Source organism: Streptomyces sp. NPDC052020 (assembly GCF_040680575.1).
Taxonomy (GTDB): domain Bacteria; phylum Actinomycetota; class Actinomycetes; order Streptomycetales; family Streptomycetaceae; genus Streptomyces.
In genome coordinates this window covers 24,362-40,360 of record NZ_JBFAWY010000003.1, presented here as the reverse complement: position 1 = coordinate 40,360, position 15,999 = coordinate 24,362, and the positions used below count along the sequence as shown (strand labels likewise).

Genomic DNA, 15,999 nt, shown 5'->3' with positions numbered 1-15,999 from the left:
ACGTATCAGCGGCTCTGCCGCAGACCTCCTGACCGTGTTGTATCGCTCGTCGGGGCATCATTCGTCTTCAACGACCCAACCATCCTTCCGGGGCGACGTAGAATTGGTCTCCGTTCCGAATCCCATGTTGCGTGTAGAAGGCGCTCAGGAAACCACCTTGCCTGTTGTTCTCCGCCCTCTCCACCAGGGTCGTCACGGCACCACGCCCGCCCTCGGCAGAAGAGGCGAAGGGGTATTCCTCCCACGTCATGTCCGACGGCGGCCTGTCCAGCCCCTGCTGCGCATGGCGTCGGTTCCGGCGGATGTTACGGCGACCAGTCTGCCTGGTGACTATGGGGCTCTCGCCCCGGGCCAGTGCCTCGGCCAGGTTTTCGTTGACACCCGGGAAGTCGCGTTCGCTGAAGTGGGCGACGGGCAGGACGTTGACCGTGCCGGCGCTGCTCACCGCGAAGACCCGGCAAGGAGCCAGGCCGAGGACGTCCATTGCGGTAGCGGGGTTGTGGACGTACGTCATGGGGTTCGGCGCAGGCACCAGCCCCAGCGGATCCGGGCTCGCGTACCGTCCCGTGTCCGGGTCGTAGTGGCGGAAGAAGTTGTAGTGCAGGCCCGTTTCCGGGTCGGCGTACTGGCCGGGGAAGCGGAGGGGCGTGTACGCGGTGGCGTCGCGGTTCCAGGTGGTGGTGCCCCAGAGGGTGGCGCGGGTGTGCCAGGCGATGTGGCCGGTTTCGTCGACGAGTTCGGTGGGGGTACCGATCAGGTCGGTGACCAGGGCGAAGAAGCGGCGGTCGAGCTCGGACCGGTCGGCCGGGGAGAGCCGGCGCTCGGTCTGGGTGAGGGGGCGGTGGCCGTCGTGGTCCCAGGTGAGGGTGACGCCGGTGGTGGAGGTGGTCTCCTCCGCGAGGCGGGTGCCGTCCCAGGTGAAGTGAACCGTTTCGGCGGGTGAGCCGTCGGGGCCGACGCGGTGTTTGGCGGTGCGGCGGCCGAGCGGGTCGTAGGCGTAGGTCCAGCGGGTGCCGTCGGGCGTGGTGCAGGCGGTGAGGCGGTCCTCGGCGTCCCACTCGTAGCGCCAGATGCCGGGCTTGCGGGACAGGCGGGTCTTCCGGCGCGAGACGGTGCGCCCCGCGGCGTCGTACTCGTAGCGGACCCGGCCCGCCGTCAGCAGGCGGGTCCCGGTGTAGGAGCGGTCGCCCCGGGCCTCGGGGTGGGGTGCCTCGTCGGGCCAGGAGGCGTGGGTCTGGTTGCCGGCGGCGTCGTAGGCGTAGCGCTCACTCCAGCCGTCGGCGGTGACGGCGAGGGGGCGGCCGACCGGATCGAGTGCGAACTGCCGCACGGTACCGGTCAGGTGGTCGGTGAGGGCGGTGAGGTGGTCGTCCGGCCGGTAGGTGTAGGACCGGGAGCGCAGGGTGCGTCCCCGCGCGGCGAGGGACTGCTGGGCGGGGCGGCCGATCGCGTCCCAGGCGGTGGTGAGGGTCACCGGCTGGCGGGGACCGCCGAAGGCGCGCTCGAGTTCCCGGCCCAGCGCGTCGTGGCGGAAGGCCAGGGTGTGACCGTCGACGGTGAGGCGGGTGCGGTTTCCGGCGTCGTCGTAGGCGAGTTCGGTGACCACGCCGGTCGGGGTCGTGCGGGAGGTGCGGCGTCCGGCGGCGTCGTAGGTGTAGCGGGTGGTGCGGCCGTCGACGGTCTCGGACAGGACGCGGCCCAGGACGTCCCGTTCCAGTGCGAGGGCGGAGGTGGGGGAGACCGCGCGTATGAGGTGGCCGGCGGGGTCGTAGGTGTAGGTGGTGCGGGCGCCGTCGGCGTTCTTGGCCGTGGGCCGGTCCAGCGTGTCGTAGGTGTAGGTGATCTCCTGGCCGAGGGGCGTGGTGCGGGAGACGAGCCGGCCGGCCGGGTCGTGGGTGTAGGTGAGGGCGCGGCCGTCGAAGTCGGTCTCGGCGGTGAGGCGGCCGATGGGGTCGTAGCGGTAGTCCCAGGTGAGACCTCGGGGGGCGAGGACCTGGGCGAGGCGGAGTTCGGTGTCGTAGCGGAAGGCGTAGCGGACGCCGTCGGGGCCGGTGCGGGCGGTGAGCTTGTCGAAGTGTCCGTACTCGTAGCGGGTCTCGCCGCCGTTGGGGTCGGTGTGGGTGAGGCAGTTGCCCTCGCCGTCCCAGGTCCAGCTCTCGGTGGTGCCGTCCGGGGCGGTACGGCGGGAGAGGCGGCCTTCGGTGGTCCACTCCAGGCGGGTGACGGCGCCCAGCGGGTCGGTGAGGGTGACCGGGCGGCCGAAGGAGTCCCGGGTCAGGGACTCCGTCGCGCCCAGCGGGTCGGTCACCGACACGGGCAGGCCGGTGGCGTCGTTCGTCAGCCGGTGGGTGGCGCCCGCCGGGTCGGTGACGGAGGTGACGGCCCCGGTGGGGTCGTGGGTGAAGCGGGTCGTGGTGCCGTCGGGGGCGGTGACGACGGTGCGGTTGCCGCGGGGATCGTAGGTCTGGTGCCAGGTCGCGCCGTCCGGCCCGGTGATCGTCTCGGGGAGGTGGAGGCGGTTGTAGGCCGCGCGGGACCTGCTGCCGTCGGGAAGCTCCAGGGCGGTGAGGTCACCGGCCTCGTCGTAGGTGTAGCGGGTGGTCCGGCCGAGCGCGTCCGTACGGGACAGCAGGCGGTCCCGGTGGTCCCACTCCTGGTGAACGGTGTGGCCGAGCGGGTCGGTGACGGCGACGACCTGGTAGCGGTCGTTCATCCGGTAGGTGGTGGTCGCGCCCTGGGAGTTGGTGTAGCGGGTGACGCGCTCGCCGGTGTCCCCGTCGGTGTCGTAGGCGAGGCGCGAGGAGAGGACGCCCTCCGGCCCGACGGTCCGCACGACGCGTCCGCGGTCGTCGTAGACGTAGGTGAAGACGGAGCCGTTGCGGTCGGTCCAGGACGTGATGCGGTGGGCCTCGTCGTAGGTGAAGCGCAGCGGCAGGCCCGAGGAGTTCGTGACGCCGGTCAGGTCGGAGCGGCCGTCATAGGAGTACGCCATGACCTGCGCGGGCCCGTCCGGGGTACGCAGTAAGAGGGCGCCTACCAGGCCGGTGCCGGGGTCGGTGCGGACCTCGGCGTGGTAGCCGCCGAGGTGGACGAGGGCGGACGGGGTGCCGTCCGGGGCGCGGTCGTAGTGGATCTCGTTGCCGTTGCGGTCCTCCAGCGCCGCCAGCCACCAGATGTCCGGGCCGCTCTCCGGCGCGGCGCGGAAGACGCGGGTCAGGCCGGAGTGCGGGTCCGTGACGGCCAGCGCGTACCCGCTGCCCTCCTCCAGGCGTATGAGGGGGAACGGTTCGCCCTTTGCCGGCTGGACCTCGTCGCCGGTGCCGGGTTCACGCTCGTAGACGAGGGAGGAACCGTCCTCGCGGTGCCACCAGATGCCGTCCGCACCGCGTTCCAGGCGCTCGTCGAGCGTGGAGGCCCAGGAGGGGCCGAAGAAGCGGCCGTGACGGTAGGTGGACAGGTGGGTGCGGCGCAGGACCAGGGGGGGGACGCCGGGCAGTTCGAGGTCGGTCTGGGGGAGGAGCATCTCCCCGGTCGCCATGTCGATGGGGTCGTTCTCGCAGGTCTTGGCCGCGGCGGAGCGGGCCCTGCGGGTCAGCTCGGCTGAGGAGAGCCGGATGTCGCCGCCGGAGTGGTTTCCGTCCCTCCGCCCGGCGGCACCCGGCGTACGGGGGGAGTGCGGGCCGCCGGAGGAGGAGGGGCCGTTGCCGTCACCCCCGGCCGCGCGGGAGCGGAGGCGGTCGAGGGCGTCGGTGATGCGCTGCTCGTTGCGCTGGTGGTTGCGGGAGTTCGTCCGTATGCCGTTGGGCACGTTCTCGGTGAGGTGGCGGCCGACCTTCTTCAGGGCCTTCTCGGTTCCGTTGAGAGCGCCGTCGAGGACGGAGTCGAACGCCTGGGTGAAGGAGTCCCGGCCCTTGCTGCGGCCGAAGGCGCCCTTGGCGCGGGTGAGCGAGCGCAGGGCACTGGTCTGGAGGTCCTGGCCGTGGCGTGCCAGGCGGGTGGCGCCCTCCTCGTACTCCCTGTGATCGATACGGACCTGTCCGGCGCCGACCCCGCCCGCACCGGCGGAGTCCAGCCGCATCCCGTCCGAGGACGGTCCGCCGCCGGCGGAGGCGAGGGCCAGCCCTCCGTGGTGGCCACCGCCTTCCCCCGCGCCCGTGCCCGGTCCGGCGTCCGCGGGGAGGTCCAGGACGCCGGAGGCGATGTCCAGGACCACGTCCTCGGCCAGCTTCTCCAGCTTGCCGGTGACCGGTTCGGTCACCTCCGCGATGAGCCGGTCGACGATCTCCTCCTGCGCCTCCTTGATGATGCGTCGGATCAGCTCCCGCATCGCGGCGGTCTGAGCCGCGCCGATGAGGGCGGAGAGGCCGCCGGTGACGAAAGCCAGGCCGATGGAGATTCCGAGGGAGGCGGCCATGGCGCCCAGCTCGATCTCGGCCTTGATCTTCATGCCGTAGATGACGTCCGCGACCACGTCGCAGGCGGTGGCGAACGTCCGGGCGGCTTGCGGCACTTGCTCCAGATGGGAGGACTTCACCTTGCCCCAGTGCTCGGCCAGGGCGTCGACGGCCGCACCCTCGCTGGAGGCGATGACCCGGTTGACGACGGCGACGGCCTCCCCGCCGTGGGTCTCGAAGCGGTCGGCGAACTCCCGCATGGCCTCGGCCATCTCGCGGTAGTCGTCCTCGTCCACGTTGGGCCAGTTGATGCCGATGAAGTCCAGGATCTCGTCCAGCCACCCGGGCAGTACGTAGCCCAATCCCCGTCACCCCTCCCCGTCGGCGCGCTGAACCGCCGCGCCTGGCCGGTCACGCGTTCGGCGGCGTCGAACATCGTAGTGATCGGACACCCGCGCCCCACAGGTGTCGCCGGGAGTCGACCGAAAGGCGGTGGGCCGCTCGGCCACTGTCCACGTCACCCGGGGCCCGGCAGCGCGGCCCGGTACACACGGCCGGGACCGGTTCGGGCGGCCGGGCGTCCGGAAGGCGACCGCCCTCCGGGGCCACCGGCGGCCGGGACCACCGGCGCCCGGACGGCCTGTCGGTGCCGGGCGGTACCGTCGGATCATGTCCAACCAGGCGGGAAGCACCCAGGCGGGAAGCACGGGGAGCGGCGAACGGCGCCTCGCCGTCCTCGAAGGCGTCCTGGAGCGCATCACGTACGCCAACGAGGAGAACGGCTACACGGTCGCCCGGGTCGACACCGGCAGGGGCGCCGGTGACCTGCTCACGGTCGTCGGCGCGCTGCTCGGCGCCCAGGTCGGGGAGTCCCTGCGCATGGAGGGGCGCTGGGGGTCGCACCCGCAGTACGGCAAGCAGTTCCACGTCGAGAACTACACGACCGTGCTGCCGGCCACCGTCCAGGGCATCCGGCGTTACCTCGGCTCCGGCCTGGTCAAGGGCATCGGACCGGTCTTCGCCGACCGCATCACGCAGCACTTCGGGCTGGACACGCTCAGGATCATCGAGGAGGAGCCCAAGCGGCTCATCGAGGTGCCGGGGCTCGGCCCCAAGCGGACCAAGCGGATCGCCGACGCCTGGGAGGAGCAGAAGGCGATCAAGGAGGTCATGCTCTTCCTCCAGACCGTCGAGGTGTCGACGTCGATCGCCGTACGGATCTACAAGAAGTACGGCGACGCCTCCATCTCCGTGGTGAAGAACCAGCCCTACCGGCTCGCGGCCGACGTCTGGGGCATCGGCTTCCTCACCGCCGACAAGATCGCTCAGTCCGTCGGCATCCCGCACGACAGCCCCGAACGCGTCAAGGCGGGCCTTCAGTACGCGCTGTCGCAATCCGCCGACCAGGGCAACTGCTATCTGCCCGAGGAGCGCCTGATCGCCGACGCGGTCAAGCTGCTCCAGGTCGACACCGGCCTGGTCATCGAGTGCCTCGCCCAGCTGGCCGAGCCGCCCGAGGACGGCGGCGACCCGGGTGTCGTGCGCGAGAAGGTGCCCGGCCCGGACGGCGACGGCGGGGACCCGGTCACGGCCGTCTACCTCGTCCCCTTCCACCGGGCCGAGCTCTCCCTCGCCGCCCAGCTGCTGCGCCTGCTGCGCACCGGCGAGGACCGGATGCCCGGCTTCCGGGAGGTGGCGTGGGACAAGGCGCTGACCTGGCTGAAGGGCCGTACCGGCGCCGACCTGGCCCCGGAGCAGGAGGCGGCCGTCAAGCTGGCGCTGACCGAGAAGGTCGCCGTGCTGACCGGCGGCCCCGGCTGCGGCAAGTCCTTCACGGTCCGCTCGATCGTGGAGCTGGCCCGCGCGAAGAAGGCCAAGGTGGTGCTCGCCGCGCCCACCGGCCGGGCCGCCAAGCGCCTGGCCGAGCTGACCGGCGCCGAGGCGTCCACCGTCCACCGCCTGCTGGAACTGAAGCCCGGCGGCGACGCCGCCTACGACCGGGACCGCCCGCTCGACGCCGATCTGGTCGTGGTCGACGAGGCGTCCATGCTGGACCTGCTGCTCGCCAACAAGCTGGTCAAGGCGGTCCCGCCCGGCGCCCACCTGCTCTTCGTCGGGGACGTGGACCAGTTGCCCAGCGTCGGCGCCGGGGAGGTGCTGCGCGATCTGCTCGCCGACGGCAGCCCGATCCCGGCCGTGCGGCTGACGCGCGTGTTCCGCCAGGCCCAGCAGTCGGGCGTGGTCACCAACGCCCACCGGATCAACGCCGGGCAGCACCCGGTCACCGACGGCATGAAGGACTTCTTCCTCTTCGTCGAGGACGACACCGAGGAGGCCGGCCGGCTCACGGTCGACGTCGCCGCCCGCCGCATCCCCGCCCGGTTCGGCCTGGACCCGCGCCGGGACGTCCAGGTGCTGGCCCCCATGCACCGGGGTCCGGCCGGGGCGGGCACCCTCAACGGCCTCCTCCAGCAGGCCATCACCCCCGGCCGTCCCGAGGTGCCCGAGAAGCGGTTCGGCGGCCGGGTCTTCCGCGTCGGCGACAAGGTGACCCAGATCCGCAACAATTATGAGAAAGGGAAGAACGGCGTCTTCAACGGCACCGTGGGCGTGGTCACCTCGCTCGACCCGGTCGACCAGCGCCTGACGGTGCTGACCGACGAGGACGAGGAGGTCCCGTACGAATTCGACGAACTGGACGAACTGGCCCACGCCTACGCGGTCACCATCCACCGCTCCCAGGGCAGCGAGTATCCGGCCGTCGTGATCCCGGTGACCACGGGCGCCTGGATGATGCTCCAGCGCAATCTGCTCTACACGGCGGTCACCCGCGCCAAGAGGCTGGTGGTCCTCGTCGGGTCGCGCCGGGCGATCGGCCAGGCGGTGCGCACGGTGTCGGCGGGCCGGCGCTGCACGGCGCTCGACTTCCGCCTCGCGGGCCCCTGAGGCCCGCCGCGGCGCCCTTCACCGGTCCCCGTACCGGCCCCGCACCGGCCTCCGGGTAAAAATGATCGATCAAACGAGTCGTGAAGGTCACAAGCCACTTCCGGAAGGGGAACACAAGGGGCAGGATGAGCAAGTTGACGGCACTGAGTGCCGTCAATAGGCCCGATGGTCGACCCCGAGTGCACTCTCCTGAGCCAAGTGGGGGATGGTAGAGACAGTCAGGGCACCTCGAAGATGAGGCACTACGTCGGTGAGGGAAGACGTGAGCGACAACTCTGTAGTACTGCGGTACGACGGCAGCGAGTACACCTACCCGGTGATCGACAGCACCGTCGGCGACAAGGGCTTCGACATCGGCAAGCTGCGCGCCCAGACCGGTCTGGTGACGCTGGACAGCGGGTACGGCAACACCGCCGCCTATAAATCCGCCATCACCTACCTGGACGGCGAGGCGGGCATCCTCCGGTACCGCGGCTACCCGATCGAGCAGCTCGCCGAGCGCTCCACCTTCCTTGAGGTGGCCTACCTGCTGATCAACGGCGAGCTGCCGACCGTCGACCAGCTCACCGCGTTCCAGAACGACATCACGCAGCACACCCTGCTGCACGAGGACGTCAAGAACTTCTACAAGGGGTTCCCGCGCGACGCCCACCCGATGGCCATGCTGTCGTCGGTCGTCTCGGCGCTGTCCACCTTCTACCAGGACAGCCACAACCCGTTCGACGAGACGCAGCGCAACCTCTCCACGATCCGCCTGCTCGCCAAGCTCCCGACGATCGCGGCGTACGCCTACAAGAAGTCGATCGGCCACCCGTTCGTCTACCCGCGCAACGACCTGAGCTACGTAGAGAACTTCCTGCGCATGACCTTCTCGGTCCCGGCCCAGGAGTACGAGCTCGACCCGATCGTGGTCTCGGCGCTGGACAAGCTGCTGATCCTGCACGCGGACCACGAGCAGAACTGTTCGACCTCCACGGTCCGCCTGGTCGGCTCCTCGCAGGCGAACATGTTCGCCTCCATCTCGGCCGGCATCAACGCCCTGTGGGGTCCGCTGCACGGCGGCGCCAACCAGTCGGTGCTGGAGATGCTGGAGGGCATCCGCGACGCCGGCGGCGACGTCGACTCCTTCATCCGCAAGGTGAAGAACAAGGAGGACGGCGTCCGACTGATGGGCTTCGGCCACCGGGTCTACAAGAACTTCGACCCGCGCGCCAAGATCATCAAGGCCGCGGCGCACGACGTCCTGTCCGCTCTCGGCAAGTCCGACGAGCTGCTCGACATCGCCCTGAAGCTGGAGGAGCACGCGCTCTCCGACGACTACTTCGTCTCGCGCAGCCTCTACCCGAACGTCGACTTCTACACCGGCCTGATCTACCGGGCCATGGGCTTCCCGACCGAGATGTTCACGGTCCTGTTCGCCCTCGGCCGCCTGCCGGGCTGGATCGCCCAGTGGCACGAGATGATCAAGGAGCCGGGTTCCCGCATCGGCCGTCCGCGCCAGATCTACACCGGCGTGGTCGAGCGTGACTTCGTGCCGGTCGAGGAGCGCTGAGGTTCGTCCCTCTTCCCGGGCCCTGGGCCTGGGCCACGGGCCCCGTATCCGGACCGCCGGTGCGGGGCCTGTCGCATGCCGCGCGTGCGGGCTGACGGCCGGCTGCGCGGGCCCGTCGTGTGTGCGGGCCGGACGGGCGGGTGCGGCGCCGCCCGTCGCGCGTGCGGGCCCGCCCCGCCCCACGGGTCCTGGAACGGCAGAAGGCGCCCCGGCACGCCGGTCCCCCCACGGGCCGGCGACCAGGGCGCCTTCTCATGTCCCGGTGCGGATTCCCCCCACGGGATCCGGCCGGGCGCCTGTGAGGACAGCGCCTGAATCGCTGTGTGGGCGCGGCGGGCGGAACCCGCCGCGCTCGTGCAGTCGCAGTGTGCGGTCTGCCGGGACAGCGCACGCCCGGGAGGGCCGCTCAAAGCTTCCCGGTGTACGTGCCCCGGCAACGCTCCTCCGGGCTCTCGATGTCGCTCGAGCCGGAGGTACCCCCAACTGAGGAAGTCCCCCAAGACATCCTCAGATGCCAGGAAGCGCCCCCCAAGACGCTGCCTGACATCGCCAACTTAGACCTTCGAACCCCTTCGATGGTTACGTTCGCGTCACTGTGATCTGCGTCTCTTGCATATGTCCTTTAGATGCGCAAGAGCCCCGATACGTCGATCGAGGCGCGATCGTAAGGATGATGCGCGAGCCTTGTGAAGAGCTTATGTGAGGCGGCGGTTCAGTGAAAGGCCCGAAGGCGCAGGCTGTTCGTGACGACGAACACGGAGGAGAGGGCCATCGCCGCTCCGGCGATCATCGGGCTCAGCAGTCCGGCGGCGGCCAGCGGCAGCGCCGCCACGTTGTAGCCGAAGGCCCAGACCAGGTTTCCCTTGATCGTGCCCAGCGTCGCGCGGGCCAGCCGGATCGCGTCCGCGGCCACCCGCAGGTCCCCGCGCACCAGCGTCAGGTCGCCCGCCTCGATCGCCGCGTCCGTGCCCGTGCCCATCGCCAGGCCCAGGTCGGCGGCGGCCAGCGCGGCGGCGTCGTTCACCCCGTCGCCGACCATGGCGACCGTCCGCCCCTCGCCCTGGAGCCGCCGTACGGCGGCGACCTTGTCCTCGGGCAGCACCTCCGCGATCACCTGGTCGATCCCCACGGCGCGGGCCACCGCCTCCGCCACCGCCCGGTTGTCCCCGGTCAGCAGCACCGGCGTCAGGCCGAGCGCGCGCAGCTCGCGCACCGCCTCGGCGCTGGTGTCCTTCACCGCGTCGGCGACGGCGACCACCCCGCGCGCCACCCCGTCCCAGCCGACCACGACGGCCGTACGGCCCTCCCGCTCGGCCTTCTCCCTGGCGCGCGCCGTCTCCCGCGAGAGGGGACCGGTGTGCTCGGCCAGGCGCCCCACGGCCACCTCACGGCCCTCCACGCGCGCGCGGACGCCGCGCCCGGGCACGTTCACGAAGTCCCGCGCGGCGGGCAGCGGGCCGACCCGCTCCGCGGCAGCGGCGGCGATCGCCCGGCCCACCGGGTGCTCGGAGGCGTCCTCGACGGCGCCCGCGAGCCGCAGGAGCTCCTTCTCGTCGGTGCCCTCGGCGGCGTACACCTCCTGGAGGATCATGCGGCCGGTGGTCACGGTGCCGGTCTTGTCCAGGACGACGGTGTCGACGCGGCGCGTGGACTCCAGGACCTCCGGGCCCTTGATGAGGATGCCGAGCTGCGCCCCGCGCCCGGTGCCGACCATCAGCGCGGTCGGCGTGGCCAGGCCCAGCGCGCACGGGCAGGCGATGATCAGTACCGCGACGGCCGCGGTGAACGCGGCGGCCGTGTCGCCGGTGGTGCCCAGCCAGCCGCCGAAGGTGGCGGCGGCGATCAGCAGCACGGCCGGGACGAAGATCCCGGAGACGCGGTCCGCGAGGCGCTGCACCTCGGCCTTCCCGCTCTGCGCGTCCTCCACCAGCTTCGCCATCCGCGCGAGCCGCGTGTCGGCGCCGACCCGGGTGGCCTCGACGACCAGCCGCCCGCCGGCGTTGACCGTGGCGCCGGTGACCGGGTCGCCCGGCACCACGTCCACCGGGGCGGACTCGCCGGTCAGCAGGGCGGCGTCGACCGCGGAGGAGCCCTCCACGACGGTGCCGTCCGTGGCGATCTTCTCGCCGGGGCGGACGACGAACCGGTCGCCGACGGCCAGCCGGTCCACCGGGATCCGCACCTCGCGCCCGTCCCGGAGCACGGCCACGTCCTTGGCGCCGAGTTCCATCAGCGCCCGCAGCGCGGCACCGGCGCGCCGCTTGGAGCGGGCCTCCAGGAAGCGGCCGAGGAGCAGGAAGGCGGTGACCCCGGCGGCGACCTCCAGGTAGATCGTCGAGGCGCCGTCCGCGCGGGAGACGGTGAGGTCGAAGCCGTGCCGCATGCCCGGCATGCCCGCCTCGCCGAGGAACAGCGCCCACAGCGACCAGCCGAACGCGGCCAGCGTGCCCAGGGAGACCAGCGTGTCCATGGTCGCCGCGCCGTGCCGCAGATTGGTCCAGGCGGCGCGGTGGAAGGGCAGACCGCCCCAGACGACGACGGGCGCGGCGAGGGTCAGCGAGAGCCACTGCCAGTTGTCGAACTGGAGCGCCGGGACCATCGCGAGCAGGACGACGGGGGCGGCGAGCAGGGCGGAGACGGCCAGTCGCCGGCGCAGGGACGCCAGCTCCGGGTCGTCCGCCCCGTCCCCGGCCGTGGTGGGCGTCTCCCGCCGCGGGGGTTCGGGTTCGCGTGCCGTGTAACCGGTCTTCACCACGGTCGCGATCAGGTCGGCGACCTCGGTGCCGGCGGGGAAGGTGATCCGGGCCTTCTCCGTCGCGTAGTTCACCGTGGCGGTGACGCCGTCCATGCGGTTGAGCTTCTTCTCCACGCGGGCCGCGCAGGACGCGCAGGTCATTCCGCCGATGAGCAGCTCGGCCTCCGAGAGCTCCGGCGCGGTGTCCTGGGGCGTACGGGCGGTGGTGCTGGTCATCTCGGGACTCCAGGCGGCGACGGGTCGGGGCTCCGGGCGGCGCCGGGCCGGGCCGCGCGGCGCCGGGGGAGGCGGCGGGCGGCCCGGCCCGGCGGGCTCGGCCGGGTGCGGCGGGTTCTGCCGGGTGCGGCGGCGGTGCCTCAGACGGTGCCGACGAGCTCGAAGCCCGCCTCGTCGACGGCCGCGCGCACGGCCGCCTCGTCGAGCGGGGCCGCGGAGACGACGGTGACCTCACCGGTGGAGGCCACGGCCCGCACCGAGCTGACGCCGGGGATCGCGGAGATCTCGCCGGAGACGGCGCCCTCGCAGTGTCCGCAGCTCATTCCGCTCACCTTGTAGACGGTGGTGACGGAACCCGGGGTGTCGGTCTGGGCGGTCATGTCGCATCTCCTCGTCGGGGTTTGGGTACGGGGCTGCTGTCCCTGGACGGGTGCCCACGCGGCCGCGTGCCACGGGGGCGGCGGGCCGGTGAGGCGGTGTGCCACCGGGGCGGCGGGCCGCGAGAGCCGTGCCGCGCAGGCGGCGCCCGGGGCAGGCCGGGCCGTGGGACGCGCCCCGAGGGGCCGGTGCGACCCACGGTGGGATCCCACATCCTCCACTGTACCCCTAGGGGGTATGGACGTCGTTCACCGCGGGGCGGCATGCCGGAGGAGGCTCCTCCGGCACCACCGGCTCTGCCCGGCTCCTCCGGTCGCTCCGGCTCTGCCCGGCTCCTCCGGTCGCTCCGGCCCCGGTGCGCCACCGCGCGGAGCGGGCCCCGCGGTGTGGGGGGTGCGGCGGGGGGCCGCGATGGCCGTGGATAGCGTGGCACCCGAGGCCGGGCGGGTTCGGAGGGTCCGGGCGGATCGGCCGGGAAGGACGGGACGCGCGTGCGAGCGGTGGTGTTCGAGCGGTACGGGGAGCCGGCCGGGGTCCGGGAGGTGGCCGACCCCCGGCCCGCCCCGCACGGGGTCGTGGTGCGCGTCGAGGCCACCGGGCTGTGCCGCAGCGACTGGCACGGCTGGCAGGGCCACGATCCCGATATCACCCTGCCGCACGTGCCCGGCCACGAACTCGCCGGTGTCGTCGAGGCGGTGGGCGAGCGGGTCACCGCCTGGCGCCCCGGCGACCGGGTCACCGTGCCCTTCGTCTGCGCCTGCGGCACCTGCGCGGCGTGCGCGGCGGGCGACCAGCAGGTGTGCGAACGGCAGACACAGCCCGGCTTCACGCACTGGGGCTCCTTCGCCGAGTACGTCGCCCTGGACCACGCCGACGTGAACCTCGTCGCCGTCCCCGAGGACATGTCCTTCGCGACGGCGGCCTCGCTCGGCTGCCGGTTCGCCACCGCGTTCCGGGCGGTGGTGCGGCAGGGCCGGGTGGCGGCGGGGGAATGGGTCGCGGTGCACGGGTGCGGCGGGGTGGGCCTGTCGGCGGTGATGATCGCGGCGGCCTCGGGCGCGCGGGTCGTCGCCGTCGACGTGTCACCGGCGGCGCTGGAACTGGCGCGGACCTTCGGGGCGGCACGGTGCGTGGACGCCGCCCGGACCGAGGACACGGCGGCGGCGGTCCGCGAGCTCACCGGCGGCGGCGCCCACCTCTCCCTCGACGCGCTCGGCTCCCCGGCGACCTGCGCCGCCTCCGTCGACGGCCTGCGCCACCGGGGCCGCCACGTCCAGGTCGGCCTGCTGCCCTCGGCGTCCGGCACCACGCCCGTCCCGATGGCCCGCGTGATAGCCCTGGAGCTCGAACTGCTCGGCAGCCACGGCATGGCCGCGCACACCTATCCGCCGATGCTGGAGCTGGTCCGCTCCGGCGCGCTGCGGCCGGAGCTGCTGGTCACCTCCACCCTCCCGCTGGACGCGGCCCCCGCCGCCCTGGCCGCGCTGGGGACGGCCCCCGGGGCGGGGATGACGGTCATCGAACCGTGGAGCCGGCCCCGGGACTGACCACCCCGGTACTGTCCCCGGGACGCCCCCGGTGGGCGGCCCACTCGTGGTCGAGGACCGCCATGAGGACCTCGTCGACCCACGCACCGTCGCGCCAGGCCGCCTCGCGCCGTACGCCCTCCACCACGAAGCCCGCCTTCTCGTACACCCGCCGGGCCCGGTGGTTGTGGCCGTAGAGCTCCAGGGCGATGCGGTGCAGGCCCAGTCGCTCGAACCCGTGGCCGACGATCAGCCGGGTCGCCTCGGTGCCGATGCCGCGCCCGCGGCCCCGGGGGCCGAGGAGGGTGCGGAAGGCGCAGGCGCGGGCGGCGGGGTCCCACTCGTACAGGACGACCTCGCCGAGGAGCTCGCCGGTGACGCGGTCGGTGACGGCGAGGTCGAGCCGGTCGGGCGCTCCGGCGCGGGAGCCGTACCAGGAGCGCAGATGTTCCAGGGTCAGCTCGGTCGACGGCTCGAACGTGAAGCGGATGACCTCCGGGTCGCGCAGGATCTCGTGCATGACGTCCGCGTCGGCCTCGGTGAACGGCCGCAGCACGGCTTTCCCGCCGGTCAGGACCGGCTTGACGGTGAAGTCCATACGACGACCATGCCGCAGCCGGTGGCGGGGCCCGCGGCGGGGTCCGGGGCGGGGCCCGCGATGGGTTCAGCCCGCTCCCCGGGGGCGGTTGCCCGGGCGGGAGGCGACCCAGGCCCGGACCGTGTCGGCGTACCAGTACGGCTTGCCGCCCTCCACGTGGTCGGGCGGCGGCAGCAGGCCGTGTTTGCGGTAGGAGCGCACGGTGTCCGGCTGCACCCGGATGTGGGCCGCGATGTCCTTGTAGGTCCAGAGCCGTCGATCGGCCATGTCGTGCACCTCCCCGCGCGCACCGCGGCGGCGGCCGGGGACGACCGTCCCTCGGGAGCCGGGCACGCGCTGATGATGACCAAGCCAGTGACCGGTGAACGAGGGCGGGCGCCGGCCGGGCAGGGCCCGTGCGCGGGCGTGACGGAAGACCCGCACGCCCGCGACATGCGTGACACGAACGGGGACTTCGTGACAGAAGTACCGCAATGACGCCAGCCCGCGCCGGGGCGCGCCGAGTTGACAACGTCGGGTCGCCCGTGCTTTTCCCAGCCCCCTCGCCGTGCCGCGGCGCGGGCGATCCGCCCCGCCCCACCCCTGCCCCATCCCGGCCGTTCCCCCGCCCGGACAGATGACGGGCCGCCCCGGCGGGCAGGACTAGAAAACCGGGGCGAGCCGCGACGAAGGGGTCACGATGACGTACGACCTGATCACCATGGGGCGGATCGGAGTGGACCTCTACCCGCTGCAAGCGGGCGTCCCGCTGTCGCGGGTCACGTCCTTCGGCAAGTTCCTCGGCGGCTCGGCGGCCAACGTGGCGGTCGCCGCCGCCCGCCTCGGGCGCCGTACGGCGGTGATCACCCGCACCGGCGACGACCCGTTCGGCGCCTACCTCCACGAGGCGCTGCGCGGCTTCGGCGTCGACGACCGCTGGGTCACCTCGGTCCCCGGGCTGCCGACGCCCGTCACCTTCTGCGAGGTCTTCCCGCCGGACGACTTCCCGCTGTACTTCTACCGGCAGCCCAAGGCCCCCGACCTGGAGATCGACGCCCGCGAGCTCGACCTCGACGCCGTCCGCGCCGCCCGGCTGTTCTGGGTGACCGGTACCGGACTGAGCGAGGAGCCCAGCCGCACGGCGACCCTGGCCGCCCTGGCCCACCGCGCCAAGGCCGGGCCGACGGTCTTCGATCTCGACTGGCGCCCCGTGTTCTGGTCCGACCCCGACGCCGCCCGCCCCTTCTACGGGGAGGCCCTGCGCCACACCACCGTCGCCGTCGGCAACCTCGACGAGGTGGAGATCGCCACCGGCGTCCGCGAACCGCACGCCGCCGCCCGCGCGCTCCTGGCCGCCGGCGTGGAACTCGCCGTCGTCAAACAGGGCCCTAAGGGGGTCCTGGCCGTGGCCCGGGACGGCACCTCGGCCGAGGTGCCCCCGCTGCCGGTGACGGTCCTCAACGGCCTCGGCGCCGGTGACGCCTTCGGCGGCTCGCTCTGCCACGGCCTGCTCGCAGGCTGGGACCTGGAGCGGACCATGCGGCACGCCAACGCGGCCGGTGCCATCGTCGCCTCCCGTCTGGAATGCTCCTCCGCGATGCCCACCCTCGACGAGGTGGCGGCGGCGCTCGCCGCCGGGGCCGTGCGGTGAGACC

General features: G+C 72.8%; 9 protein-coding genes. 4 read left to right on the top strand and 5 right to left on the bottom strand.

Annotated features, from left to right (window positions below; genetic code table 11):
* Positions 1 to 67 precede the first annotated feature (67 nt).
* Positions 68 to 4,756 (bottom strand): DUF6531 domain-containing protein, encoded by a 4,689-nt coding sequence (locus AB0L74_RS03470; RefSeq protein ID WP_365645134.1) that lies wholly within the window; start codon positions 4,754 to 4,756, stop codon positions 68 to 70.
* A gap of 307 nt (positions 4,757 to 5,063) precedes the next feature.
* Between AB0L74_RS03470 and AB0L74_RS03465 the strand changes: the two genes are divergently transcribed.
* A complete protein-coding gene (locus AB0L74_RS03465) occupies positions 5,064 to 7,340 on the top strand; it encodes an ATP-dependent RecD-like DNA helicase (RefSeq protein WP_365645132.1) in 2,277 nt (758 codons plus the stop codon).
* 262 nt (positions 7,341 to 7,602) lie between these two features.
* Positions 7,603 to 8,892: a citrate synthase gene (locus AB0L74_RS03460; RefSeq protein WP_044381654.1), complete on the top strand. Its 1,290-nt coding sequence runs from the start codon at positions 7,603 to 7,605 to the stop codon at positions 8,890 to 8,892.
* A gap of 712 nt (positions 8,893 to 9,604) precedes the next feature.
* Here the strand turns inward: AB0L74_RS03460 and AB0L74_RS03455 are convergent.
* Together AB0L74_RS03455 and AB0L74_RS03450 are read right to left on the bottom strand one after the other, a co-directional pair.
* Complete coding sequence (locus AB0L74_RS03455) at positions 9,605 to 11,863, bottom strand: heavy metal translocating P-type ATPase (RefSeq protein ID WP_365645129.1); 2,259 nt, start codon at positions 11,861 to 11,863, stop codon at positions 9,605 to 9,607.
* A 140-nt stretch (positions 11,864 to 12,003) separates the two neighbouring features.
* Positions 12,004 to 12,243, bottom strand: a complete 240-nt coding sequence (locus tag AB0L74_RS03450; protein ID WP_365645127.1) for a heavy-metal-associated domain-containing protein — start codon at positions 12,241 to 12,243, stop codon at positions 12,004 to 12,006.
* A gap of 489 nt (positions 12,244 to 12,732) precedes the next feature.
* Here AB0L74_RS03450 and AB0L74_RS03445 point away from each other — a divergent pair, with 489 nt between their 5' ends.
* On the top strand, positions 12,733 to 13,788 hold the full coding sequence (locus AB0L74_RS03445) for a zinc-dependent alcohol dehydrogenase family protein (protein ID WP_365645125.1): 1,056 nt from the start codon (positions 12,733 to 12,735) through the stop codon (positions 13,786 to 13,788).
* Here AB0L74_RS03445 and AB0L74_RS03440 read toward each other — a convergent pair.
* Both AB0L74_RS03440 and AB0L74_RS03435 read right to left on the bottom strand, forming a co-directional pair.
* Positions 13,757 to 14,365, bottom strand: a complete 609-nt coding sequence (locus AB0L74_RS03440; RefSeq protein ID WP_365645123.1) for a GNAT family protein — start codon at positions 14,363 to 14,365, stop codon at positions 13,757 to 13,759. The two genes, AB0L74_RS03445 and AB0L74_RS03440, sit on opposite strands and share 32 nt — an antisense overlap.
* A gap of 66 nt (positions 14,366 to 14,431) precedes the next feature.
* Complete coding sequence (locus tag AB0L74_RS03435; protein ID WP_365645121.1) at positions 14,432 to 14,632, bottom strand: MerR family transcriptional regulator; 201 nt, start codon at positions 14,630 to 14,632, stop codon at positions 14,432 to 14,434.
* 412 nt (positions 14,633 to 15,044) lie between these two features.
* Here AB0L74_RS03435 and iolC point away from each other — a divergent pair, with 412 nt between their 5' ends.
* Positions 15,045 to 15,995 (top strand): 5-dehydro-2-deoxygluconokinase, encoded by a 951-nt coding sequence (gene iolC, locus AB0L74_RS03430; protein WP_365645119.1) that lies wholly within the window; start codon positions 15,045 to 15,047, stop codon positions 15,993 to 15,995.
* The last annotated feature ends 4 nt before the right edge of the window (positions 15,996 to 15,999 follow it).

Excerpts from the sequence above, each read along its gene's own strand:
- AB0L74_RS03435 (WP_365645121.1), bottom strand. The coding sequence starts at position 14,632 with ATGGCCGATCGACGGCTCTGGACCTACAAGGACATCGCGGCCCACATC.
- AB0L74_RS03440 (WP_365645123.1), bottom strand. The coding sequence starts at position 14,365 with ATGGACTTCACCGTCAAGCCGGTCCTGACCGGCGGGAAAGCCGTGCTG.
- iolC (WP_365645119.1), top strand. The coding sequence starts at position 15,045 with ATGACGTACGACCTGATCACCATGGGGCGGATCGGAGTGGACCTCTAC.
- AB0L74_RS03455 (WP_365645129.1), bottom strand. The coding sequence starts at position 11,863 with ATGACCAGCACCACCGCCCGTACGCCCCAGGACACCGCGCCGGAGCTC.
- AB0L74_RS03450 (WP_365645127.1), bottom strand. The coding sequence starts at position 12,243 with ATGACCGCCCAGACCGACACCCCGGGTTCCGTCACCACCGTCTACAAG.
- AB0L74_RS03465 (WP_365645132.1), top strand. The coding sequence starts at position 5,064 with ATGTCCAACCAGGCGGGAAGCACCCAGGCGGGAAGCACGGGGAGCGGC.